Annotated in this window: 18 protein-coding genes; 12 read left to right on the forward strand and 6 right to left on the reverse strand. The window is 48.6% G+C overall.

Annotated elements, in window-relative coordinates; genetic code table 11:
- The first annotated feature begins 65 nt into the window (after nt 1-65).
- The 7 genes from IM638_01990 (at nt 66) to IM638_02020 (ending at nt 6,201) form a co-directional block, all read left to right on the forward strand.
- Nucleotides 66-584, forward strand: coding sequence for a TlpA family protein disulfide reductase (locus tag IM638_01990; protein MCA6361785.1), 519 nt, complete (start codon nt 66-68; stop codon nt 582-584).
- A 154-nt stretch (nt 585-738) separates the two neighbouring features.
- Nucleotides 739-2,391 carry a hypothetical protein gene (locus IM638_01995; GenBank protein ID MCA6361786.1) on the forward strand — a complete coding sequence of 551 codons (1,653 nt, stop codon included), beginning with the start codon at nt 739-741 and terminating at the stop codon, nt 2,389-2,391.
- Nucleotides 2,392-2,442: 51 nt separating this feature from the next.
- Nucleotides 2,443-3,330, forward strand: coding sequence for an Omp28-related outer membrane protein (locus IM638_02000; GenBank protein MCA6361787.1), 888 nt, complete (start codon nt 2,443-2,445; stop codon nt 3,328-3,330).
- Between the two features lie 105 nt (nt 3,331-3,435).
- Nucleotides 3,436-4,332, forward strand: coding sequence for an Omp28-related outer membrane protein (locus tag IM638_02005; GenBank protein ID MCA6361788.1), 897 nt, complete (start codon nt 3,436-3,438; stop codon nt 4,330-4,332).
- A 54-nt stretch (nt 4,333-4,386) separates the two neighbouring features.
- The gene (locus IM638_02010; GenBank protein ID MCA6361789.1) at nt 4,387-5,025 is read left to right on the forward strand and encodes a PorT family protein; all 639 of its coding nucleotides are present in this window, start codon (nt 4,387-4,389) and stop codon (nt 5,023-5,025) included.
- Between the two features lie 36 nt (nt 5,026-5,061).
- Nucleotides 5,062-5,640, forward strand: a complete 579-nt coding sequence (locus IM638_02015) for a UbiX family flavin prenyltransferase (protein ID MCA6361790.1) — start codon at nt 5,062-5,064, stop codon at nt 5,638-5,640.
- Between the two features lie 366 nt (nt 5,641-6,006).
- Entirely contained in the window at nt 6,007-6,201 is a 195-nt protein-coding gene (locus IM638_02020) for a hypothetical protein (protein MCA6361791.1), read from the forward strand.
- On the opposite strand, the gene queG is transcribed toward IM638_02020, so the two are convergent.
- The 3 genes from queG to mdh all read right to left on the reverse strand — a co-directional run bounded on the left by queG (nt 6,202) and on the right by mdh (nt 8,801).
- Nucleotides 6,202-7,137 (reverse strand): tRNA epoxyqueuosine(34) reductase QueG, encoded by a 936-nt coding sequence (gene queG, locus IM638_02025; protein MCA6361792.1) that lies wholly within the window; start codon nt 7,135-7,137, stop codon nt 6,202-6,204.
- A gap of 24 nt (nt 7,138-7,161) precedes the next feature.
- A complete protein-coding gene (locus IM638_02030) occupies nt 7,162-7,782 on the reverse strand; it encodes a retropepsin-like domain-containing protein (protein MCA6361793.1) in 621 nt (206 codons plus the stop codon).
- 80 nt (nt 7,783-7,862) lie between these two features.
- On the reverse strand, nt 7,863-8,801 hold the full coding sequence (gene mdh, locus IM638_02035) for a malate dehydrogenase (protein ID MCA6361794.1): 939 nt from the start codon (nt 8,799-8,801) through the stop codon (nt 7,863-7,865).
- 319 nt (nt 8,802-9,120) lie between these two features.
- On the opposite strand from mdh, the gene IM638_02040 reads away from it, so the two are divergent.
- From IM638_02040 to IM638_02060, 5 genes are all read left to right on the forward strand, one after another.
- Nucleotides 9,121-11,502, forward strand: a complete 2,382-nt coding sequence (locus IM638_02040) for a PKD domain-containing protein (protein MCA6361795.1) — start codon at nt 9,121-9,123, stop codon at nt 11,500-11,502.
- Nucleotides 11,503-11,565: 63 nt separating this feature from the next.
- Nucleotides 11,566-11,997, forward strand: coding sequence for a hypothetical protein (locus IM638_02045; protein MCA6361796.1), 432 nt, complete (start codon nt 11,566-11,568; stop codon nt 11,995-11,997).
- Between the two features lie 113 nt (nt 11,998-12,110).
- Entirely contained in the window at nt 12,111-13,763 is a 1,653-nt protein-coding gene (locus IM638_02050) for an SBBP repeat-containing protein (GenBank protein ID MCA6361797.1), read from the forward strand.
- A 183-nt stretch (nt 13,764-13,946) separates the two neighbouring features.
- Nucleotides 13,947-17,309 (forward strand): gliding motility-associated C-terminal domain-containing protein, encoded by a 3,363-nt coding sequence (locus tag IM638_02055; protein ID MCA6361798.1) that lies wholly within the window; start codon nt 13,947-13,949, stop codon nt 17,307-17,309.
- Nucleotides 17,310-17,508: 199 nt separating this feature from the next.
- Nucleotides 17,509-20,022, forward strand: a complete 2,514-nt coding sequence (locus IM638_02060; GenBank protein MCA6361799.1) for a collagen-like protein — start codon at nt 17,509-17,511, stop codon at nt 20,020-20,022.
- Between the two features lie 70 nt (nt 20,023-20,092).
- On the opposite strand, the gene chrA is transcribed toward IM638_02060, so the two are convergent.
- From chrA to IM638_02075, 3 genes are all read right to left on the reverse strand, one after another.
- Nucleotides 20,093-21,277 carry a chromate efflux transporter gene (chrA, locus tag IM638_02065; protein ID MCA6361800.1) on the reverse strand — a complete coding sequence of 395 codons (1,185 nt, stop codon included), beginning with the start codon at nt 21,275-21,277 and terminating at the stop codon, nt 20,093-20,095.
- A gap of 104 nt (nt 21,278-21,381) precedes the next feature.
- Nucleotides 21,382-23,295, reverse strand: a complete 1,914-nt coding sequence (locus IM638_02070) for an Omp28-related outer membrane protein (protein ID MCA6361801.1) — start codon at nt 23,293-23,295, stop codon at nt 21,382-21,384.
- A 606-nt stretch (nt 23,296-23,901) separates the two neighbouring features.
- Nucleotides 23,902-25,290: a hypothetical protein gene (locus IM638_02075; GenBank protein ID MCA6361802.1), complete on the reverse strand. Its 1,389-nt coding sequence runs from the start codon at nt 25,288-25,290 to the stop codon at nt 23,902-23,904.
- Nucleotides 25,291-25,326: the final 36 nt, after the last annotated feature.

Consider the following 25,326-nt stretch of genomic DNA (forward strand, 5'->3'; position numbering starts at 1 on the left):
GCAATCTTTGCAAAAGAATTGCCGGTCACATTTAATCACTCGCTCAACAACTCAACATTCAGCTCATGAAACGAATTACTCTTTTTCTTTTGCTTATTGCCGGCTTTACGGTAGCTACTGCATTTCGTGCTGATGAAAATCCTGTGCAGGCAATTCCCTCGGTTACCATTAAAACCATGGATGGCAAGCCCTTTAATACGGCCGACATCAAGAACGATGGTAAACCCGTAATTATCAGCTTTTGGGCTACCTGGTGTGCGCCCTGTAAAAAAGAACTCAACGAAATTCTTGATGTGTACGAAGAATGGCAGGCCGAAACCGGCGTGAAAATGATTGCCATTTCTATCGACGATCAGCGCAACTCGATGAAAGTTAAACCTCAGGTGGAAAGCATGGGCTGGCCTTGGGATGTTTATCTGGATGAAAACCGCGATTTTGGTCGCGCAATGAATGTAAACAACGTTCCCCACACGTTTGTGCTCAACGGTAAAGGCGAAATTGTATGGCAGGTTGCCTCTTACAACGCAAATGCCGGTGTAAAAATGATTCACGACGCAGTGCTTAAAGCTGCAGGAAAACAATAACGCATCGTTAATAACTCGAAATCTTTTCGTTGGACTTGGCGCAAAAATCCTCATTTACCCAAGTAAACTGCGGTTTTTACTTCTTCGTCTGCCTCAATCTTTCGAGTTTTAAGCGATACTCAACTAGGCGAAATCTTCCAAACGCTCGACCCAAGTGACCAAAAAATATTTTCTTACCCTGGCATGCACTGCCGGGGTTACTTTCTTTCTGAATGCCCAGTTGCCCGGCGGTTTCGGACAAATACACGGTAATTTTCAGATAGACGCTCAATATTATAATCCTGACTCCACCATTGGTGCGCCGGTAGTTCCGGAAAAAGCACTGTCTAATGGCTGGGGTGTACTTACTTATACCAACGGTAAGTTTGGCGCAGGTTTGCGCTACGAAAGCTATCAGAACGTAATGCAGGGCTTTGATCCGCGTTTTAAAGGACAGGGCGTAACCTATCGTTATTTCACTTATGATAACGATAAGCTCGAAATAACTGTGGGCAACAGCTACGACCAGTTTGGCAGCGGATTGATTTACCGCACATACGAAGATCGCGGGCTGGGTTTCGACAACTCGCTTGATGGTGTTCGTGTGCGCTACAATCCGTATCGTGGTGTTTACGTAAAAGGAGCCTGGGGCCGCCAGCGCCAGTTTTTCTCACTTAGTCCGGCCATTGTGCGGGGTTTTGATGGTGAGGTAATTGTAAACGAACTGGCTGACCGTTGTGATTCGGCGCTGGGTAAAACGCGGCTCATTCTTGGCGGCAGTTTTGTAAGCAAGTATCAGCTTGATCAGGATCCGCTTCTGGTGCTGCCTAACAATGTAGGCGCCTGGGCCGCCCGCCTCAACGTAATTCGTCCGAAGATTAATTTCTTTGCCGAGTATGCTTACAAAATCAACGATCCGCACCTTGCCAACAACAATATTTACAAGCCGGGTGAGGCGTTATTCCTGAATTTTACCTATTCCAACAAGGGGCTTGGTCTTTCGCTGGGCGCTAAACATATTGATAACATGAGCTTCCGCTCTGATCGCAGCGCCACGGGCAATGCCGGTCTTATCAATTACCTGCCTGCGCTTACCAAGCAGCATACGTACGTGCTTTCGGCTTACTACCCTTACGCCTCGCAGCCTAACGGTGAGCTGAGCTGGCAGGCCGATCTTACCTACAAATTCAAGAAGGGCACGAAGCTCGGTGGCAAATTCGGCACCAACGTGGCGCTTAATTATTCGGCTGCGCACATGATTGATACCACCAACCTGAATGATCTGGGCCCCGGCGGCCGTCGTTTGGGCTATACCACAAAGTGGCTGGGCTACAACGATTCACTTTTCTTCCAGGATGTGAATTTTGAAATGTATAAAAAGGTGTCGAAAAGATTCCGTTTCACCTTCCTTGTGGGCAATATCTGGTACAACAAAAACGTAGTAGAAGGGAAGTCGGGCTATCCGATTATTTCGTCGCAGTATGTGGTGGCTGATCTCATTTTTACGCTCAATGATAAACTTACATTGCGTACTGATCTGGAACACATGTATTGCAAAGACGATTTCGGCAGCTGGGTGGCGGCACTTGTCGAGCTTACTATTGGCGAACACTTCTTTGTAGCGGCAATGGATCAGTACAACTACGGGAACTATGATGTGAAAAAGCGTGTACACTATGTGAACGTGCAGGGCGGATATACCAAAGGCACCATACGTGTTACAGCCGGTTATGGTAAGCAGCGTGCCGGTATTTTCTGCGTGGGTGGTGTATGCCGCTTTGTGCCTGCTTCAAACGGTTTTACGCTCAACATTACCAGTTCATTTTAACAACCGGTTAATTTTGTTCTTTGTAATTTAATGCTCAACAACAAACAAAAAATGTCAATCAAACAACTCATCATACCTGCCACGCTTGCCTTGTTTGCAAGCTGTGATTATGTAGATGTACCTACGCCCGTTAATAATGGCGGAGGCGGGGGCGGGGGCGGAAGCACCACGCACCGCAAAGTGCTGGTAGAGGAAGTGACCGGCCATTTCTGCCCCACCTGTCCCGCTGGCGCAGCCACGCTTGAAGCAGCTAAAGCCGTTTATGGCGACAGCATGATTGTGGTGGCTATACACACCGGCTATTTCGCGCAGAACGTGGCACAGTTTGGCTTGCCTCCGGGCGCTCCGCAGGGTTCATACACCGAAGATTTCAATACACCTGAAGGGACCGACTGGGGCAATGTGTTTTCGATGGGAGCATCAGCGCCGCGCTGCATGTATAACCGCACCGGTTTCCCGGCCGGTTTGCATGATATGCACCCGAACGATTGTGCCACTGTGCTGGACACCATTCTCGATCGCCCGCAAAGCGCCGATTTTGAAATTACGCACAGCTACAATACAAGTACCCGTGCGCTCAGTTTTGCGGCAAACGGCAATTTCCTTACCTCCGGCGGCACAGCGTCTGACAATTACAATATCGTAATTCTGCTAACCGAAGACAGCCTGCTGGGCTGGCAGAAAGACGGTTCGGCGCATATTCAGAACTATGTGTTCAATCATGTGCTGCGTGCCTGTGTGAATACACCTGGCACCATTTCCGGAACAACCATTCACACCGGTTCAATTGTGGCCGGCGATACCATTAACTATTCGCTGCCTTCCGCTTATACCTTGCCGGCATCGGTTGATGAAAGCCATGCTGATCTGGTGGTGTTTGTGTACAATGCAACAACCAAAGAAGTGCTGCAGGTAGAGAAAGTGGCTGTAAAAGAGTAATTGAACTTCCGTAATAAGAAAAAAGCGCCCTGAATCCGGGGCGCTTTTTTCTTGTGCTTGTGCAGCAGCTGGCGTACATTACTGCTGAATAATAAACTGCAACGAATGAAAAAGATAATTTTCCCGGTGCTGTTCACGGGGATTTTCGGAGCAGGTTGTGATTATGTGGATGTGCCCACTCCCGCCGCGCCGCAGGTGCCTGTAGTTTCGTCAGGTAATCACCGCAAAGTGCTGGTAGAAGAAGTAACGGGGCAGCGTTGTCCTACCTGTCCGGCCGGTGCACTTGCGCTTGCTGCTGCCAAATCTGTTTACGCCGACAGTATGATTATCATAGCCGTGCATACCGGTTATTTTGCACAAACGCCACCGGGTATTCCGGTTTCAGCAGCCATTACCAATATTGATCCGCTGGCTTTTTTCCTCGATCTGAATTGCGACGAAGCCGAAGATCTTGATCTTACGTTTCAGTTGTCTGGCGCACCACCCATTAGCATGGTAAACCGGTTAGGTTTTTTGGATGAATTGTATCGGATACCGCCATCAAATGTAGCCACAGTGCTTGATACCGTGCTTAACCGGCCTCAAAGTGCTTCATTCGCCATTACACATACTTACGACGTGGCTACGCGTCAGCTGAGTTTCGGAATAAACGGCAATTACCTTACGCAAAACGGACAAAGCGGCGATAATTTTTTTCTGGTGGCTTTAATTACAGAAGACAGCATACTCGGCTGGCAGGATTATCAGGGAGCGCAACCTTTGGGCGCGGTACAGAACTATGTATTCAATCATGTACTGCGCGCAAGTGTAAATACGCCCGGCTCCGTGGCGGGCACTCTACTCGGCAGTGCGCCTGCATTGGCCGGCGACACCATTCAGTACACGCTTCCCGCACCGTTTACGCTCAGCAATTCATTTAATGCCGCGCACTGCAATCTGGTGGTGTACATATACAACGGAACCACCAAAGAAGTGCTGCAGGCCGAAGAAGTTCATCTGTGATTTTTACTCACTCAAGAGCATGGTTTCACTGCCGGAAGCCGTACATTTGAAGTAATGAAGCAGTTTTTACTCATTCCTTTCTTCTGTGTGTGTGCACTGGCTGCAAAAGCCCAGCAAACATTCAGCGCAGGCATTCTTGCCGGATTAAACACCTGCCAGATTCATGGCGACAGTTACTGGGGCTGGAATCAGGTGGGGGCTTTGGGGGGCATGTTTCTTAGCATCCGTCCTCAGCAAAAAACCTATTTCCAGATGGAGCTTCAGTACTCGCGCAAGGGAAGCCGCAAAATTGCGCGTCCTGATAAAGGTGATCTTGATTTTTTTGAACTCCGTATGCATTACATTGAAGTGCCGCTGCTGCTGCGCTACAACACAAGAAAACTGTACTATCAGATTGGTGCGTCGGGCGGGGTATTGTTTAAAGTACGTGAGTGGGATGATTTTGGCGAAGTTGAGCCGCGTGATTTCAGACCGTATGAGGTGGCATGGATAATTGGAGCCGGCTACAAATTCAACGAAAAATTTGCCCTTGATGTGCGCAGTTCAAACTCATTTTTCCCGGTAAAAAAGGCCGATGTTCCTATTGTGTATCCGCGCTTTTACCAGAACATTTTCAATAAAGGTATGTATCACAACCTGCTTTCGTTTTCACTTACGTGGCGTTTCATGTCATCAGGCTCCGATTCACAGTAATACGCAACATCGCCACGCTTCATTTGTTATTCTTGTATGTCAGTTAAACCTCAGCGAATAGCCATTGCCGTAACCGGCGCCAGTGGTTCGGTGTATGCCAAAGTGTTGTTTGATAAATTAGTGCAGTTGCGCAGCCAGACAGACCGGGTGGGTGTGGTGATGAGCGATAATGCAAAGCAGGTGTGGGAAACCGAACTCGGCAACAGCAACTACAACGATTATCCGTTTGAGTTTTACGGTAAAAACGATTTCAACGCACCGTTTGCATCGGGCTCAGCAAGCTACCGTACACTTATTGTTTGTCCCTGTTCAATGGGAACGCTTGCGCGCATAGCCACTGGTGTTTCTAACGACCTGGTTACACGTGCTGCGGATGTGATATTGAAGGAACGCCGCCGGCTTATTCTTGTTTCACGCGATACGCCACTCAGCCTCATTCATATTAACAACATGAAAACAGTGACCGAGGCAGGTGGTATTATTTGTCCGGCCAGCCCGTCGTTTTACAGCGGTCCTAAAACCATTGAAGAAGCCGCAGCCACTGTGGTTGACCGGGTGCTTGATCTGGCTGGGTTTGAGATTCAGACCTTTCGCTGGAGCGAGACCGGGAATTAACACTTACCTGCACTATTCAATAGCTGTCTTTTTTCGGTTTAAAATAAGAAAGGTAAAAAGTGATCCAAAATCATCATTGGGAATAGAATTGCTTTTTAGAAGCAGAACCTGTCATGGTTAATGATTAATATGTCGTGAAATCTGATTTTTAGGCAGATTTACAAGCAACTTTGGCAGACCATTTCCGTACTATTTGCAAAGTGTTTTTTGCCTGATTATCCTGCTCTGCGATGTTGATAATGTAAATGCACTGTAAAGCAGTTGGTTGAATAGACAGGCGAAGATCCTTAAGGCTTTTTTAACAGTAAACACATAACTTAGGAATAAGCTTTGCGTTCTTTTGCATGTCATAAAATGAAATAGCTTATGTTAGAGTTCAGCAAAAACATTCTGCAAAAAGTGAGCTTCGACCGTCAGTTGTTCTACAAAGAACTGGTGAAGGCAGCGCGCTGGGTGAAACCCGATGAGAAATTGCTGCTCAAGGCCTGGTGTCTTACCACTTTCGGTCATTTATACGGCGATCTTATTCGCGATGTATTCAACAACATGAGTCGTTCCTGATTATTCCTCAGCACTCAGGAAGCGGATATTTCGTTTCAAACCTTCAAATTTTGTGCGTTTCACGGCCGAATGGCGGAAGAGTTTCTGAAAAACATCTTCTGTTAGTTCCGTCCAGTCTTTTTTGCTCATGCCAAGCAAGTCGGGATGCGGCTCAAACGCGTTTTCGCTGTGTGGTTTGCTGAAACGGTTCCACGGGCACACGGTCTGGCAGATGTCGCAGCCAAACATGTGGTTGGCAAATTTGCCTTTCATGTCGGCGGGCAGCAGTTCGTTTTTCAGTTCGATTGTGAAATACGAAATGCACTTGCTGCCGTCAACCACATAAGGCTGCACAATGGCTTCGGTGGGGCAGGCATCAATGCAGCGTGTGCAGGTGCCGCAGTAGTCTTTCACAGGGCCGTCGGGCTCAAGTTCAATATCGAGAATAAGTTCGGCGATGAAAAAGAACGAGCCCTGCTGTTTGTTGATCAGGTTGGTATGTTTGCCCATCCAGCCCAGTCCGCCACGTTGTGCCCAGGCCTTGTCCATTACCGGCGCCGAATCGGTAAATGCCCGGCCGCCAATGCTGCTGCCAATTTCCAGCTGCAAGGCTTCGATGAGTGCCTTGAGTTTTCGCTTAATTACAAAGTGGTAATCTTCGCCGTACGCATACTGTGAAATAACAGGTGCTTCGGGGTCGGTTTGCTTTTGCGGATTGTGGTAATTAAGCAACAGCGACACCACCGATTTTGCCCCGGGCACCAGCAGCCGCGGATCAAGGCGCTTATCGAAATGGTTGGCCATGTAGCTCATGCTGCCGTGCATCTGGCTGTTTAGCCATTGCTCCAGACGCGGGGCTTCATCTTCGAGAAAAGCAGCGGTGGAAATGCCGCAGAACTCGAAGCCAAGTAGTTTGGCCTGTTGTTTAACAATTGCACTGCGCCGGCTGAGTTGCATGCCACTAAGTTAGGCACACAAAGCTTAGCCTTTGCGCGAAACCTTTTTTCGTGTGGCCTTTTTCACTTTCGGAGCTGTTTTCCGGGCGGGCTTTTGTCCCGATTTTTTTGCAGCAGCCTTTTTTATTGCGGCAGTGCGTACTGAAGTTTTTTTCGCAGTTACCTTTTTGGCGCTTGCTTTTTTCGCGGGCTTTTTGCGTTTGCTTCCAGCGGTTTTGGGTCCCAACAAACTCAGCAGGCTTTTGCCGTAGTCAATTACAGCCTGCGAATTGTGGAGAATATCGCTTCCAATTACGCCGTCAATCGGCTCAAGACCAATGCTGGCATAGGTTTGGTTTACGTGGCCCAGATCAAGCATGATGCAGGGCAGGTGATAAATGGTGAAGCCGCCAAGATCGAGCCGCTCAATTATCACTACCTGACTTTGCATGCTGTTTGTGCCCAGTCCGGTTGAAAGGCGTTCGTTTTCATGTACCACTTCACGTTTCAGGAAACGTTTAACGCGTTCGCTGTCGAATACGGTTTTCGATGCGCCGGTATCAATAATGCAGTTGGCGTTTTTGCCGTTTATTTTCACTTTCAGCTGCAAATGAAAACCATCGCCTTCGATGCTCAGAATACGTATCGGAACTTTAACTGATTTCATAATGAGTTTGTGTTGGGGCAAAAAGCAAAGACCACCGCCTTGAAAGTGTGGTGGTGGTCTTTACCTGCATTATCGGTTAGTTATGCGGTAGCGTTCATGTTATCAAGCACGGCCATTACTTCGCGCACGGCAGCGGCCGATTCGTTTACGAGTTTCATTTCGTCGTCGTTGAGCTTGAGTTCGATGATCTGCTCAATGCCTTTGCGGCCGAGTTTCACGGGTACGCCCATGTACACACCGTTCAGGCCATATTCGCCCTGCAGCCATGCGCACACGGGGAAAATACGCTTCTGATCGCGCAGAATGGCTTCTACCATTTGAGCAGCAGCGGCGCCCGGAGCATACCAAGCTGAGGTGCCGAGGAGGTTTACAATTTCGCCGCCGCCTTTTTTGGTGCGTTCCACAATGGCGTCGAGTTCTTCCTTGCCAATGAGTTCGGTTACCGGAATGCCGCCTACAGTGGTGTAGCGGGGCAGGGGAACCATGGTATCGCCGTGGCCGCCCATGAGTACAGCCTGAATATCTTTGGGCGATACGTTGAGTGCTTCGGCCAGGAAGGCGCGGTAGCGGGCGGTATCGAGAATGCCGGCCATACCAAATACGCGGCTGGGATCAACCTTGGCGGTGAGGTAAGCGCAGTAAGTCATTACATCAAGCGGGTTTGATACGATGATGATAATGGCGTTGGGCGAATGCGCAATGATGTTTTCGGTAACGCTTTTTACAATGGCCGCGTTGGTTGAAATTAAATCATCGCGGCTCATGCCGGGCTTGCGGGGCAAACCAGAGGTAATTACCACCACATCCGAGTTGGCGGTTTTGGTGTAATCATCTGTAGAACCCTTGATGCGGGTGTCGTACAGATTGATGGGTGCGGTTTGCCAAATGTCGAGCGCTTTGCCTTCGGCAAAATTCGGCTTGATATCAACCAGTACCAATTCGTTGCAGAGTTCTTTGTGTGCGATTACATCGGCACAGGTGGCACCTACGTTGCCGGCACCTACTACGGTTACTTTCATGAGTATTGTTGAATTGAGTCGTTTTGATTCTGAGACGGGCAAAATTAGGATTTCCCCGGCAGCGGTAAACGGGTTTAAGGAAATTTTATTATGTGATTTCGGACAGGTCTTTCTGCAGAAAAAAGTTGCGGGACGGGGGAAAAGACCATTTTAACTGTCTTAAATCCGAATTAACGTCCTGTAAACCTTCTTTAGTCGGGACTAAAATGCGATTCATGGCACGATTTTTTCCTTTTTTCTGCCAGTTGCAGGGTTGGTGCTGCCGATTAAAGAAGATTAATAGAACTTTTCCATGACTAACTCGTACATTTGCTTGACAATGAATACTTTCCCCTGCAAACCCAAGGCTTTTTTGCTGCTGGCTCTTTTGTTTATCTGGAGTGGCGGCCTCTTTGCCCAAACTCCCACCGTACAGGATTGTCTGGGCGCCATTCCTATTTGTCAGAACGTTTATTCCACTACGGCATCCTACAGCGGTGAGGGAAACTACCCCAACGAAATCAACAGCGGCTCTTCCTGTCTTGGTTGGGGTGAACTGAATGATGTGTGGTACACGTTTACCGTACAGCAAAGCGGTAACCTCAACTTTCTCATCACCCCGAACAACAGTGCCGATGATTACGACTGGGCAGTGTATAATCTTACCAATGCCACCTGCGCACAGATTTTCACCAACCCGGGACTCGAAGTAAGTTGCAATTTCTCGGCTACGCCCGGCACTACGGGGCCCAACGGGGCTTCAGCCCTCAATTCGCAGCCTGTCAGCGGCACACCTTTTAATGCGGTGGTTCCGGTTGTGGTTGGGCAAACGTATGTAGTAAACGTAAGCAACTTTTCCTCGTCGCAGAACGGGTACACTATCGACTTCAGCGCCTCCACGGCTGTGATTTTTGACCAGGTGCCGCCCACATTAACCGGCGTGAATAACCCGGGCTGCGGGGCATCGCAGCTTGTGCTCACATTCTCCGAAAACATTCTTTGCAACACGGTGCAGGCCGCCGACTTTTCAATTACCGGCCCCGGCGGGCCCTACACGGTTACGGCTGTCACATCGCCGGTGTGTGCGGCTGGCGGTACCTACACCAATACCTACACGATTACCATTTCACCGGCCATTACCAATGCCGGTAACTTTACCGCCAACCTGGTTGGCCCGGTTACCGATTTGTGTGGAAACGTAGCCATTTTCCCTGCCTCACAGCCGTTTGTAATAGGCTCGTTCACGTTCACCACGGCTTCCACTTCGGCAACCTGTATTGCCAGCAACGGCAGCGCATCGGTAAACGTTACCGGTCCGGGACCATTTACCTACACGTGGTCGCCAAACGTGAGCACCACCAACACAGCCAACAATATTCCCGCTGGTATTTACACCGTAACCATTCTCGATCAGGGCACCGGCTGCTCTTCAACCGATACTGTGGTTGTGTTGCAAAACAATAACCTCACCGCCACCACCTCGGCCAATACCACCATTTGCCCCGGCGGGCAAACCACCATCAGCATTACAATACCCAACGGCAATCCGCCCATTACCTACACCTGGAGCAACAGCCTCCCCAATCAGGCTTCACATTCGGTAAGTCCTGCTGCCACCACCACTTATACGGTAAGCGCGGTTGACGGACAGGGCTGCACGGCAGGGCCGTTTACCATTACGGTTACTGTAAACGGGCCAGTCAGTGTAACGGCATCCACATCGGCCGCATCAGTTTGTGCGGGCAATCCGGCCACGCTTACAGCCACCGGCAGCGGCGGCGACGGAAACTATACATACAACTGGATGCCCGGCAGCCTCAGCGGAGCCTCGGTTACGGTAACACCCGGCACCAGCACAACCTACACCGTTACCATCACCGATGGTTGCGGACAAACCAATACCGCTCAGGTAGCAGTAGCCGTAATTCCCTTGCCCGTAGTGAGTTTTACGGCCGATACCACTTACGGCTGTTCACCGCTTCAGGTGCAGTTTACAATGACATCGGGCAACTATCCCGCAGGCACTACATTCTTCTGGGATTTTGACGACGGCGGGCCTACTTCCACCGCACAAAACCCGTCGCACCTGTTTACCACGCCCGGCTGTCACGATGTGTCGCTTACCGTTACCGCGCCTCCCGGCTGCAGCACCACGCAAACGTATCCGTGTATGATTAACACGTATCCGCAGCCCGTTGCTGCATTCACGGCAACGCCCACATTCACCAGCATTCTCAATCCAAATGTATCGTTTACCAACCTGAGCACCGGTGCCACCACATGGATATGGGATTTTGCCGACAACAGTACCAGTACCGCGTGGAGCCCCGGACATACGTATGATTTGCCGGGAGTGTATAACGTAATGCTCGCTGTGGCCAACGATTCAGGCTGTGTGGATACAGCATATACTACCATTCGCGTAAACGATTTTCACACATTCTGGGTGCCGAATGCATTTACACCTGATGAATCAGGGTTGAACGATACCTGGGGCCCCGTATTTACAAACATCCTCAACGAAGGCTATCTTGTACTTGTGTATGATCGTTGGGGCAACAAAGTGTTTGAAACCAACAAACCCGGCGAAAACTGGAACGGTCGTTTCAGGAACACCGGCGGTGAAGTAGTTCAGCAGGATGTGTATGTATATCGGATTTTATATACCGATAACATGTACGAGAAGCATGAACTGGTTGGAAGCGTGACCGTTATTAAATAGGAACTAATTGATTGAATGAACTGTCCGGGTAAATTTTATCCGGGCAATTTTTTTTAAGTGGATATGAAAATGTCGCTATCCGTTTTGACGATGCTTTTGTTTGCAATGAATGGGTTTGCGCAGCAAAAAGACAGTACTGCACAACCTGTTGTTGAAAGGGTGAGTTTTTGTAATGATCAGGTGAAAGAAGAGGAGATAAAAGGACTAATAAAACCATCGTTTCCTGGCGGTCAGGATTCCATGATGGCGTTTCTTCGTTGCGCCATTCCTGACAGTGTGCAGAGAATGTGTGGTGAAGTTTATCTCTATATAGCGGTTGATACCTTGGGAGGGCTCAATATTTTAAGAATGTCGGTATCCGGCGACAGTATTTGTGGAAGACGATTGGTTTCGGCATTTTACAGTATGCCTCGTTGGAGCCCGTCGCTTTATGTGAAAGAGTCGGGAGAATCAAAAAAACAAAGCTGGAATGCGCATGTAAATGTCAGGTTTTAACGTGCATCATTAATTTCCAGCTTTTAAGGCATAAAATAAATTAGCTCTCTGACTCATATTAGCCCCGATCCGCTATCTTAGGCAATCCAAAATCCTAACACGGAAGCCTATTCATGAAAAAATCTACTCTTCAGGCAGTTGTTTTTTGCGCTGCCATGATCTGTTCGGCCACGGCTGGTATGGCTCAGATTCCTACACTGTGGACACAACGTTACAATGCTCCCCCCGATAATACCGATGAATCACGGTGTGTGGTGGTGGATAATTCGGGGAATGTAATTGTTACCGGTTATGCATTTAACAGCAGCGGCAATCTTGATGCGGTAACTATTAAATACAATGCGGCAGGAGTGTTGCAGTGGGTGCGCAATTTTGATCGCGGTATTAACGATAACGATCAGGCCACGCGCTGTGCGGTTGATGCAAGCGGTAATGTGTATGTAACCGGCTCTTCACGCGGCGCATCCAGCGGGGTTGATTTGCTGGTGGTGAAATACGATCCGGCAGGCACTGAACTCTGGTCGGCCTTTTACAACGGCTCAAGCAATTCAACCGATGAGGGGAAGGCCATTTCCGTAGATGCTTCGGGCAATATATACGTGTGCGGCTATGAAACGGCCAGCGGCTTTACGTATGATATGGTTACAGTGAAGTTCAACGCATCGGGCACGCAGCAGTGGGCTAACGTATATAACGGCACCGCATCCGGCAACGACGAAGCTACCGATCTGGTGCTTGATGCAAGCGGCAACGTGTACATTACCGGTTATACCGAAGTAAGTAACGCGCCGTTGAATAACGATTACATTACCATTAAGTACAACCCGGCCGGGCAGCAGCAATGGCTTACTACCTATAACGGCAGCAGCAATGATAACGATTACGGACGTGCCATTGCGCTGGATCCGAACAACAATGTGCTGGTTACCGGTTACAGCTTTGAAACCAACAACTGGTTTGATATGCTTACCGTGAAATACAACAATGCGGGCGTACAGCAATGGACGGCACGCTACAACAATGCAGCCAACCGCTACGAAGAAGCGTGGGATATTACTTCAGATATTAATGGCAATGTGTATGTAGTTGGCCAGAGCCAGGCTGTGGGAAACAACAGCACTCCGCCTGATTTTGCCACCATTAAATACAACAGCGCCGGTGCACAGCAGTGGGTGTCACGCTATAACGGCCCCGGCAATGATAACGACCGCGCATATAGCGTGGCTGTTGATGATTCGCTTAATGTATATGCTTCTGGCGTGAGCAAAAGCCTTGTAAATGAAGACTTTGCTACCGTAAAATACAGCCCTTCCGGGGCACAGGTGTGGGTGGTGCGCTACAATGGCACCGGTAACCTGGTGGATCAGTCGAACAGCATGGTGGTGAAAAACGGCGATGTGTATGTAACCGGCAACAGCGACAACGCGGCCAATACAGATTTTCTTACAATCCGCTACAGCTATCAGGTAATTGGCTTTGAGGAATTACAAAGCCCGGAGGTGAGCATGTCGCTTTATCCCAATCCGGCAGCAGATGTACTCACAATTCGTTACGAAACGCTGGAGCCGGTGAGCAGCCAGCTGCGTTTACAAGTGTTCGACGCAGCCGGGCGTATAGTAAGTGATCTGATTCAGCCGCTGGCATGGGATCCGAATTATGGGGTATTTACCGTGCCTGTTTCGGCTTTGGCTAAGGGTGTTTACGTGGTTCGCCTCATTGATGAACAGGGGGTGTCTTACGGACAATCGAAACTTACTGTGCAGTAGGCAGTTAGTTATCTAAGATTAAAATTAGGGCGGGAAATGAATTTCCGCCCTTTTCATTTATTCGAGGTTGTTTTTGTATTTAGCTTTTATTAAATTTGTTAAAGGCAAACTAGAATTACGTGTAATTTATCCATCTCCCCCATGAGAAAGTTTTTACTCTCTCTCTGTATTGCAACCTGCGTTGTGCACACGCATAAAGCATTTGGACAGGCTACCTGCCCAACTGTGAATGCCGGCCCGGATCAGACAATCTGTGTGCCAAACTGTGCTACCCTTACTGCAACAGTTACAGCCACGCAGCTTCCTGGCACAACCGCCACTGCATATACGGTAGCGCAAATTCCATATGCGCCTGATCCGTTTAACGTGGGCACCGCAGTTCCGCTTAGCGATGATCAGTGGTCACAGCCCATTACCATTCCGTTTCAGTTTTGTTTCTATGGCAACACCTACACACAGTTGCTGATTGGTTCTAACGGAGTAGTAAAGTTTGACCTTGCCGGCGCCGGTGGATATTGCACCTGGCCAATTCCCAATACTCCCGTACCCACCGCCACTGCCGGAACGCCAACCAATGCCATTATGGGCCCCTGGCAGGATCTTAATCCGGCTGTTGGTGGAAGCGTGCGCTACACCACCTACGGTGTTGCACCCTGCCGCCGTTTTGTGGTTAGCTGGTTTAACGTGCCGATGTTCTCTTGCGGAACACCCGCTACCCAGCAAATTACGCTTTACGAAACCACACACATCATTGATAATTTTATCCAGACCAAGCCGCTCTGCGCCGGCTGGAACGGTGGCAAGGCCATTCAGGCCATACAAAACTCTACAGGTACGCAGGCTGTGGTAGTTGCAGGCCGCAACACCCCCACACAGTGGACAGCCACAAACGACGGACGACGTTATACACCAAACGGTGCAAGCAACTATACCGTGCAGTGGCTGGCTAATGCGGTTCCGGTTGGTACAGGAACAACCATTACCGTTTGCCCGGTTACCACCACCACATACACCTGCCAGGTTACTTACACCATGTGTAACAACACCACAGTGACCATTTCTGATCAGGTTATTGTAAACGTTTCACAACTGCTTGTGGATGCCGGTTTGCCCCAGCAGGTATGTCAGGGCGGACAAGCCACCCTAACCTGCACGGCCCCCGGTGCCACAATTTGGCAATGGTATGCCGGGCCGCCACCTACCAACCCAATAGGAAGTACATCAACCATTACAGTTACGCCAAACTCCAACACCACCTATTATGTTGTAGCCACTGATCCATCGGGCTGCAGCGGTGTGGATACAGTAACTGTAAGTACGTTTGTTATGAATACCGCCAGTGCCGGGGCTGATGACAGTATATGCGCAGGTAACTGTACCACGTTAACTGCCGGCGGAGGTGTAACCTACTCATGGGCGCCGCTTGCGGCCATTCAGAGCGGTGCCAATACCGCCACACCAACGGTATGCCCGGCGGTGACTACCCAATACACAGTAACGGTTACGGATGCCAATGGCTGTGTAGGGACTGATTCGGCTACCGTATATGTGGCGCCGCAGGTACTCAGCAGCCAGATTGCCGGAACCAATGCCACCTGTTTTGCATTGTGTAACGGATCGGCCACGGTAACACCCACAGGCGGATTTGCACCCTATACGGTAACGTGGAACACCGTTCCTGCTCAAACCGGTGTAACAGCAACAGGTCTTTGCGCAGGCAACTACACCGCCACGATAACTGATGCAATTGGCTGCACTACCACGGCCAGTGTAACCATCAGCGAGCCTACCGATATTTCTATACAAACCACAAATATTACTACGGCCAACTGCGGACTGAATGATGGTTCGGTAACCGTAAGCATTACAGGCGGTACACCGCTTGGGAATGGTTTGTACAGTGTAATCTGGTCGTCGGGAGGTACCGGATACACGGAAAACAACCTGCCTTCGGGTCAGGTGTGTGTGTATGTGGTTGACGCCAATTTTTGCCCGGATACACTTTGCGTAGTGGTTCCCAATACACCCGGTGCTACTATTTCAGTAGCCTCTACAAGTGATGCGCTTTGCTTCAATTCCTGCGATGGCTCATTAGTTACCTCAGTTGCCGGGGGCACTGCACCTTTTACTTATTCGTGGAATGGCGGGCCTTTTGGCAACAGTAATGACTCAACTACACTTTGTGCAGGTACTTATCAGGTTATCCTCAGCGATTCGAACGGTTGCTTAGATACTATTTCCGCTACCATTAACCAGCCCACAGCAGTAACCAATACGGCAGCTGCGGCTCCCGCCACTATTTGCATCGGTCAGTCATCAACGCTTACAGCCACGCCCGGCGGCGGATCGCCTGGTTATCAGTATCAGTGGGCTGATGCGGCCGGACCAATTATTGGTCAGACGGGTGCAAGCATGACTGTTTCGCCCACTGTTACAACTACTTATTTTGTAGCTGTAGTTGATGCCAATGGCTGCGTCGGGCCGGTGGCGCCGGTAACAGTTACGGTCAATCCGCCGCTGCAGGTAACCGCCATGGCCGATGTTACCGTGTGCCAGAACACGCAGGTAACGCTTACCTGTAACGGCAGTGGTGGCGATGGCAACCTCTCTTATTCATGGTCGCCAATTGGCCAGCAAGGCAACAGTGTGCCGGTGAACATTACCGGAACAACTACATTTATTGTTACGGTAAGCGACGGATGCGGTACACCGGTTGACGTGGACAGTGTAGTGGTAACTGTTAATCCGGCTCCGGTAGTAAACATTGCAGCTACCACGGATATTTCCGGTTGTGAAGATTTGTGTGTTTCGTTTGTGAACAATACACCAAATACGGCTTCGGTAGTATGGACATTTGGCAACAACCTGGGCACATCAACCAGCCCCACGCCCACATTCTGCTTTAATGATGCCGGCACATTTGACGTAACGGCTACTGTAACAGATGTAATTGGTTGTTCAAGCACGTTTACACTGAGCAACTACGTAACCGTGTGGCCATTGCCCACAGCGGCATTTACATTCTCACCTACAGATCCGACCGCACTTAACAACGTGGTAGATTTTACCGATCAGTCGAGTGGCGCAACGATCTGGAACTGGTCAATCGGCAATACAATCACTTCGCTGGATACCACAATGAACGGACAGAATCCGAGCTTCGCATTCCCGGGAGTAGGAACGTTTGATGTACAGCTTATTGTAACTAACCAATACGGCTGCAGCGACGATGTTATTCAAACAGTTGTTGTAAAAGAAGATTACGCGGTATATATCCCCAATGCCTTTACACCAAACGGCGACGGAATTAATGATGTTTTCTTCCCGCAGGGAATTGGCATTAATACAGATCGGTTTGAGATGTACATATTTGATCGCTGGGGAAATATGATCTATCAGACCGACCGCTGGCCCGGAGGCTGGGATGGAACAGTACAGGGCTCATCCCGCATTTGCCAGATTGACACTTATGTGTATAAAATTATTACTGTTGATCCTGATGGTAACCGCAGTCAGTATATAGGCAGTGTAAGTCTGATTAAATAGACTTTATTTTTTATAACAAGGAGAGGTTGTAGTAATTCTGCAACCTCTCTTTTGCTTGTAAATCAGGCAGGTAGTTGTGTTTGTCTGATATTGGCAAAGTAATGGGGAATCATTGAGAGTTGTAACATTCTGTGAATACTATAAATTAGATGCTGTTTCGAATACCAAAACCTTAACCACTAACAGCAATCCCCTGCCTATGAAACAGCTTTTTACGCTGCTCATATTATTACTCCTTTCAGCCGGAGTATATGCACAGAACAATGTTGGCATAGGAACAACCACCCCTAATGCATCTTCTATTCTCGAATTGCAGTCAACCACTCAGGGTGTACTTGTGCCACGCATGACTGCGGTACAGCGAATTGGTATTGCGGCACCCGCCAACGGATTGTTGGTTTATGATCTTGATTCGCTTTGTTTCTTTTATTACAAAGCAGGTTTGTGGACATCGCTGTGCAATGCGGGTGGTGTAGGGCCTACGGGGCCTACCGGTGCTGCCGGTACACCCGGCCCTGCGGGAGCTTCTGGCAGTAACGGACTAAATTGCTGGGACTTGAACGGCAACGGGATAAACGATCCTGCCGAAGATATTAACGTTGATAATATCTGGGATGCACTTGATTGTGCTGGAGCAACCGGAGCTACTGGCCCTGCCGGTCCTGCCGGAGCTACTGGTGCTGCAGGCCCTGCCGGTTCGCCGGGCGCTACAGGTGTTGCAGGCCCTGCCGGTCCTTCGGGCCCTGCAGGAGCCAACGGAGCAGCAGGCCCTACGGGCGCAGCTGGTGCTACTGGCCCTACCGGTGCGATTGGTGCAACCGGCCCAACCGGATTTGGCATTGGCCCTACAGGCCCTACCGGTCCCGCAGGAGCTAACGGTGCCACTGGCGCCACTGGTGTAGCGGGCGCCACCGGTGCCAACGGAGCTACCGGTCCGGCCGGCCCCGCAGGCGTTACTGGCGCAGCTGGTCCTGCCGGTCCTACCGGTGTAGCAGGAGCGAATGGCGCAACGGGTGCCACCGGCCCCGCTGGTGCTAACGGCGCAACGGGTGCCACAGGAGTTGCTGGTCCTACCGGTGCAGCCGGTGCCAATGGCGCCACTGGTGCAACCGGTGCAGCCGGCGCAAATGGTGCCACGGGAGCCACTGGAGCAGCCGGCGCAAATGGTGCTACCGGCGCCACTGGAGTAGCTGGCCCTGCCGGCGCAAATGGTGCCACGGGTGCCACCGGAGCTACAGGCCCAAGCTGGACGATAACTTCCGATAACTTTAACGCAAATGGAACGCTTTCAATAGTTACCACCATCCCTTCAACCATCACCTCCAGCAATGCAGCATGGCTCGTCGGCGGCAACCAGCTTGCCGCAACCGGCAACCTGGGTACTACAAGCAACAACCACATTGATTTGATTTCCAATAACCTTGTCAGAGGCCGCCTGAGCAATCTGGGGGAGTTTTTCATTGGCACAACCAATACAGTAATTGCAGGCGACCTGATGAATGGCGTATCAAATGCTGCATTCCCTTGGGGTGTAAACGGTTACAGTGCATTTAACGGAGGCGGTACATATGGAGCAATAACCGGTGGCAATACTATTTTTGCCGGCGTGCAGGGCGAGTATTTAGCAGCTGCTACCGGCGGCCCCAACACAGCTGCTGTGCGCGGCGGCAACCAGAGTAACGTGGCCGGAACCGGTTTCAGAAGCCTTGCGGCTACCGGTCCGCGCATGGGTGTAAACGGTAATACAAGTGCCCCCACAGGCTCTTATACCTTTGGTGTGCATGGCAGTATGGGTACAGCCGATATCCGCAGCGGCGGTGTATTTGGCGATGATTTTGGCTTTGCCTTTGGTGCACTGGGTTATTACGCCGCTAACCTTGTTGACTACGGTGTGTATGGTTTTGGTATGGCCTACCAGGTAGGTATTGCCACAGGCCGTACCTCGCAGGGTGGAGGAAGTACCGCAAACTGGGATGGCCAGCAGAATACCACAATTGGTCTTGGTATTTACGGCGGTGTAATGGGAGGCTGGGTACGCGGTATGGCTTACGGTATGCACGTAAAAGGCACCCGTTATAGTTTGTATGTTGACGGATATACTTTTACCAACAAGCCGGTGGCCATGCTGGTGACCAAAGAAGACGGCACACGTGCTACAACTTACGCAGCAGTGTCAACCACATCCGATGTATATGCACGCGGCAAAGCCCAGTTAAGCAATGGTTCTGTATATATTCCGTTTGATGCAACCTTCCGTCAGATCATAACCGATCCCGGCGATTTGGTAATTACCGTAACACCTACTGGTAATTCAAATGGAGTTTATGTATCTTCGGTTGATGCAAACGGCTTTACCGTAACCGAAAACAATGGCGGTACATCGGCTGTGAATGTGTCGTGGGTTGCCATTGCCACAGTAAAAGGCAATGAAAATCCTGAAACACCGGCCGAGGTTTCGCAAAACGATTTTGACCAGAAAATGCGTGGTGTGATGTTTAACGATAATAACCTGACCGATACGCCTCAGCCGCTGTGGTGGGACGGATCGCAGGTGCGTTTTGATACACCTCCGGCCAAGCAGCCCGATCCGAATTACAATACTGCCAACCGCAGCACAGGCAGCAACACGATGCAAAACCGTTTTGAGCAAAACATTCCCACACCGGCACCGCAGTTTACACCTTCACCTGCGCCTGCCGCACGTCCGAGATAAAGACAATACCCCCTGACCAGAGCACGAGGCCGTTTTCCGATAAAAAGGAAAGCGGCCTTGTTGTTTGTACCTAGAATAAGGTGTAAAGCAACCAGCCCAGCAATCCGGAAGCCGGCACCAGCACAGCCTGCGAAATCTTGGTGCGTAACGAAAGCAGGAGCACCGCCGCAAAAATTACTGCGGCCTGCCAGTTCAGCGGTCCGCTGCGTGCAATGTAAAATACCGAAGCGGCAATCATGCCGATTACCGCAGGACGCACACCGCGGAAAATGGCATCGGCAACCGCATTCCCGCGAAGTCGTTCGGTAAACTGTGTGGCAATAAGCATAAGTGCGGCAGGAGGCAGAAAAATGCCAGCTGTTGAAGCCAGCGCGCCTGAAATGCCGGCCTGCTTCCAGCCGATAAAAGCCGCGCTGATCATAATTGGCCCCGGCGTAACCTGCCCAATGGCAATACCATCGAAAAATTCGCGGTTCGTTACCCATTGCAGCTGTTCCACCACTACATCGCGGATAACCGGTACAAACACATAACCACCACCGAAAAGTGTAATGCTCATGCTGCCAAACGTAAGTGCAAGCTGCCTGATAAGTGCTGCTTTACCGCTCAGCTGAATGAGTACAAGCACCCCGGCCACCACAGCCAGCACCGAGGCAAAAAGCACCGGACTCAGGCTGCGTTTGGTTAAGGCAACGGGTTCGGGCTTTTGATCCTTACGCATAAACAGCCAGCCAGCAAACCCGGCAGCGGTAATAACGAGCAGTGTGGTTAAAAAACTTCGTGAAAGCAATAACGCAGCTGCAGCCAGTAAAACCATGCCGCGCTGCAACCACGTGGTGGCATTTTTCTGAAACAGTTGCCACACAGTAGCCATAATTACAGCCGCCACGGCAGGCAGCATGCTGTTGAAAATAACTGTTATGTGTGAGTGACTGCCGTAGCGGAAATACCAGGCACTGAGCGCACACACAAGCACTAACGCCGGCAGCAGCACGCCGGTCATACACACCAGCGCACCGGCCAGCCCGCGCATCTGAAAACCCAGTGCGGCCACTACGTTTACAGCCAGCGGCCCGGGCAGAAGATTTCCAAGCGTGGTGGTGTCGAGCAGCCGCTCTTCGCTGAGCCAGCCCCGGTTCCTGCAAATTTCGTTGCGCACCGCTGCCACCAGAGCCACATTGCCGCCAAAAGCCGTTGCCCCGATTTTGAGAAAGACCAGAAAAAGCTGTGCAAGTGTAGGCTGAACTCCTTTCATCCAGACAAAAATAGAGATTCGGGGCAAGGGTAAACACAAGGTATATAAAAGCACAGCAGGCTGTTTCTGAATGAAACAGCCTGCTGTGCCCATTTTTAATAAGGTTATTTAATTACCTGGATTCTGCAGGTTGTATTACGGCTTGGTGTTGAAACAGTCACAAAATAAGTGCCGGCCGCCAGATTTGACGTATTTACAGTTTGTCTGTATGCCCCCGGCTGTTGTTCACCATTTTGAATTGTTAATACCTCGTTTCCAAGAACATCGAAAATAGTAATTACTGTTTCTTCCTCTTGTGTGAGGTTATACGCTACAGTAAAATTCCCATCGAGAGAGGGATTGGGGAAAACACTAACCATTTCACGTGAATTTTGTGTGTCGGCAATGCCGGTTACAACTGATGCTCCGGCAGCATTCATAATATTTGCTGGTGTTACGTTGTTATCAATAAGCATGAGAACCAGGTGCATATTGTTTTCATTATAGCCCTGCGGGATGGTCCATGTAAAGGTGTATGTATATGGAGTGCCAGCCGTAATGCTTGTGGGAAGGCTTCCCTGCGCACCATTAAAACCGCCCAGAATTTCGCGTGCCACATGATTATATACCATTTGTGAGGCAGGTACAGGATCGGGCAGGTTTTCGAACCCTCCCATGGGACCAGCCGAATTGTTGGCATAATAGTTTGCCTGATTGTAAGAAGATGTTGTTCCTGTTACACCGTCTTCGGTAACAACAAGCGCAAGACGATAATCACCGTTGAGGTTCACCGCAAAATTTGCCGATGCAGTAACTGTGAGCACACGAGAACTGAAATTATAGCTGGGAGTTGTTGTTAAATCGGCAAATCCGAAGTTATTAATCGATTCATTAAATTTTACTATAGTATTTGTCGGATCAAAATTCTGACTACGATTTAAGAATACACGCGGATAACCTCCGATTAATTGAGCGAGCCCGGCATCATAAACGTTATTTGTCATCGGATCGGCATTATGAACAGCAATAAGGTGTGCGTCATTTGGGTGTAAAGCATACAAAGAATCAAAGTAAACGATTCCGCGCGGACACCATCCGCACCATGTTCCTGTTCCTTTCTCAAGTACAACTTGGTGTGTTGGCATAAAAGCAACAGCTTCAACAACAGATTGTAATGTGTCGTTTGAACTGTTGTTGTCGTTGGTCAGTTCTACCCACATATCAAAAGTTTGGTTTCCAAGGTTTGGTGTGTTGAAGGCGGTGGGGTGTGTGAAATTGGCATCTCCAAACGGAGGTATGTTCAGATTGTTAAGCGTAACGGGATACACATTTGCACCTACACGGTATTTAACAGTGGCATTGGTAATTGTGTTGGAGCCTTCGTTTCTGATTGATCCTGATAAATTAAAAGGTGTGTTTATAGCGAAATAGGCTGTAGGTGAGCCTGTTGCCGGGGTAATTGATGTTAAGCTCGCATCCCATGCTGCAGGTGTGAGAAGTTTTACATTGTCAATACTGCAGCCATATACCCATGTGCCGGCATCACTGTATCTGAAGGCAATTTTAACATTAGACTGACCGGCAATCAGGCTGGTCAGATTGGTAGAATAATAGCGCCACGAATAAAGGTCGCCTGGAATAGAGTCTGCTACAATCCAGGTATTACCTCCATCAGTAGAGCAAATTATTTGAGTAGATTCAGTATAAGTAGAGGTGGTGAAATTATGAAAATAGGCCTCATAAGTAAGATAAACACTGGATACCGCAGAGAGATTGACTGCCGGAGAGATAAGCATTGAATTGGGGTTTGTCGGGTTGGTTGCATCATCATTGATGTAGGCAAAGTTTGAATGGGCTGGTATGGGGAAACCAGAACTTGCAGCTACTGTTGCATTACCAATACTCCATGCTCCGCTGGCTGGATCAAGAGTCCACCCTGCTGGGAGACCAGATTCAAAGTCCTCATTCAGATAAAAGGTTTGTGCAGGTATTGCTCCGGCAATAAATGCACTCATGAGTAAAAGGATTAGCTTTTTCATCGTAAAGTTTTTTGTTTTAACGAGTACGGTTATTTTATCAGTAAAGCATTTTATCTGTTTGCTGCTGAGCAGATGCTTGCATAATTCAACCCCAAAATTAGTTTTCACGCATCAAGCCCGTTTGGGGAATAATGTGAAATAATATTTACAAAAAAATCAATCATGATAAATCATTTAATGACTCATAATCAACTGTTTATAATCAATCAAGAGGTGTGGAAATTTGGCTGAAAAGCAATTAATTTAACTGAGTGAAGTAATGACAGGCTGTGTCCAAGTGTAATTTGTTCTGCCGCAATGCAAGGTTTTTGCCAAGTCAATAATCCAGCTTCTGTACAATTTTACAGACACCTCTGATTAGGGTGATTAAATGATAATAAGGTGGCTGCTATCACGAAAGAGAACTTCTTAAAGAGCCACCGGTATAAGTTACTGTTCACACTAAAGACATTTCTAATAACTTAGAGTTTGAGGCAGGGGCAAGGGTTATACCCTCTGTTTGTCCCGATAGCTATCAGGATAAATGAGGTTTTGGAGACAAGCGTAATAAAGAGATTTGAAGTGTTTAGAGATGATCCAGGCAGCCTCTATTGGGTAAAAATTGGCTTAGCTGTTTTTTAACAATGTGGTTAACGAAACATTAAGAGTTTCGTTAGTGTTTTTTGACCCACCGGCTATATTGAAACAAAGTAAGTATTTTTTAAAGGTCTCTAAAAGCTGGATATTGCCGGAATAGTCTTCAATGCTTTCAAAAAGAATATTTTCTTTGTCGATATTGATATCAAATTCTCCTCCGTTATTCCGGAAAACATACTCTTGCATGATCTTAACGGAAGTGGAAAATGAGTTGAGGTATTTGATCATTTGGAATTTTGACTGTGCAATGTCTGGATGTTTAAGTGTGATGTTGTGTTTACGTGCTGCAGCAAAAATAATCCAGTGAGCATGCGGAACGGTAAGCTTATTGTTGGTGCATTTTACAGAAACCGCATTATTACCCAGCATAAAGGTGAATGTTATCGTGTATTTTTCAATACTGTTTCTGTCAAATCCTATATTTATCCCAGTTAGGCTAATATTCCCGGTTACTTCACCCGCCTCAAGTTTTAAAGCCTGAATAATCTTATCCTTTTCCAGTAAAGCTTCGCGAAGACTATTAGTTTCTGCGAGCAATGTGTTTGTTTTAACTTCTGCAAGTTCAACCAACTCCTCCATTTTTTTACGTTTAGCGCTTTCTGTGTGTAAACGTTCTTCGATGTTTGCAAAAAGAGAATTTAATGCAGTTAAAATCAACACACCAGCCAGAGCGCTATTGGTAATTACTGTAAAAATTGTCCTGAAAACAATTGTCTCGGGTTCATTTTTGGCTTGATGATTAAAGAGCAGAAATTGTAAAAATAAATAGCACAAAAAGGGAACCAGAACAATAAACAGCGACAGATAATTATACTGCGTCAATTTAAATGAAGTCATAGAAGCGTAACCAAGTAATGATATCGTAAAAATTGAAAAGGCCAATTCCGCAATTTGGGCAACTCCCGGATTTGTCTTCTCCAGGAGTACAAGCAGAATGCTTACAAGCATACATAATGTGAGCGAACTAATTACCCATACAAGACGATTTCTGAATGGTTTTATTTTTCTTATCCACAAAAAACCAGTTCCAATAAACGGGATGGATGCAATTATAAAACCATTGTTAAAAGTGGAGAAGAAAAGATTAACGGCTATATCTTTGCTGCTATAATTAAAAAGTGTCCTGCTTAGCGGATAACCGACCAATAACAAAACACTAATCAGGATAAAAATGATTCCGTTAACATTTGTTATGTGTCGTAATTTGCGCGCTTTTGAAATGATTACGTATAAAAAAGCGCTGCAGAAGAGAAAAATGCCTACAGCAGTAAACCTGATAATAGCCGAAAGAGTAATTGATATTACTTGATATTCATGATCAGTTAACTGATCTAAGGCATTAAGCAAATCTCCTATCATGGTCGGGGGAATAGTTCCAGTTGATAAAGATATGTT

It is taken from the genome of Bacteroidota bacterium (assembly GCA_020402865.1).
Classification (GTDB): domain Bacteria; phylum Bacteroidota; class Bacteroidia; order Palsa-965; family Palsa-965.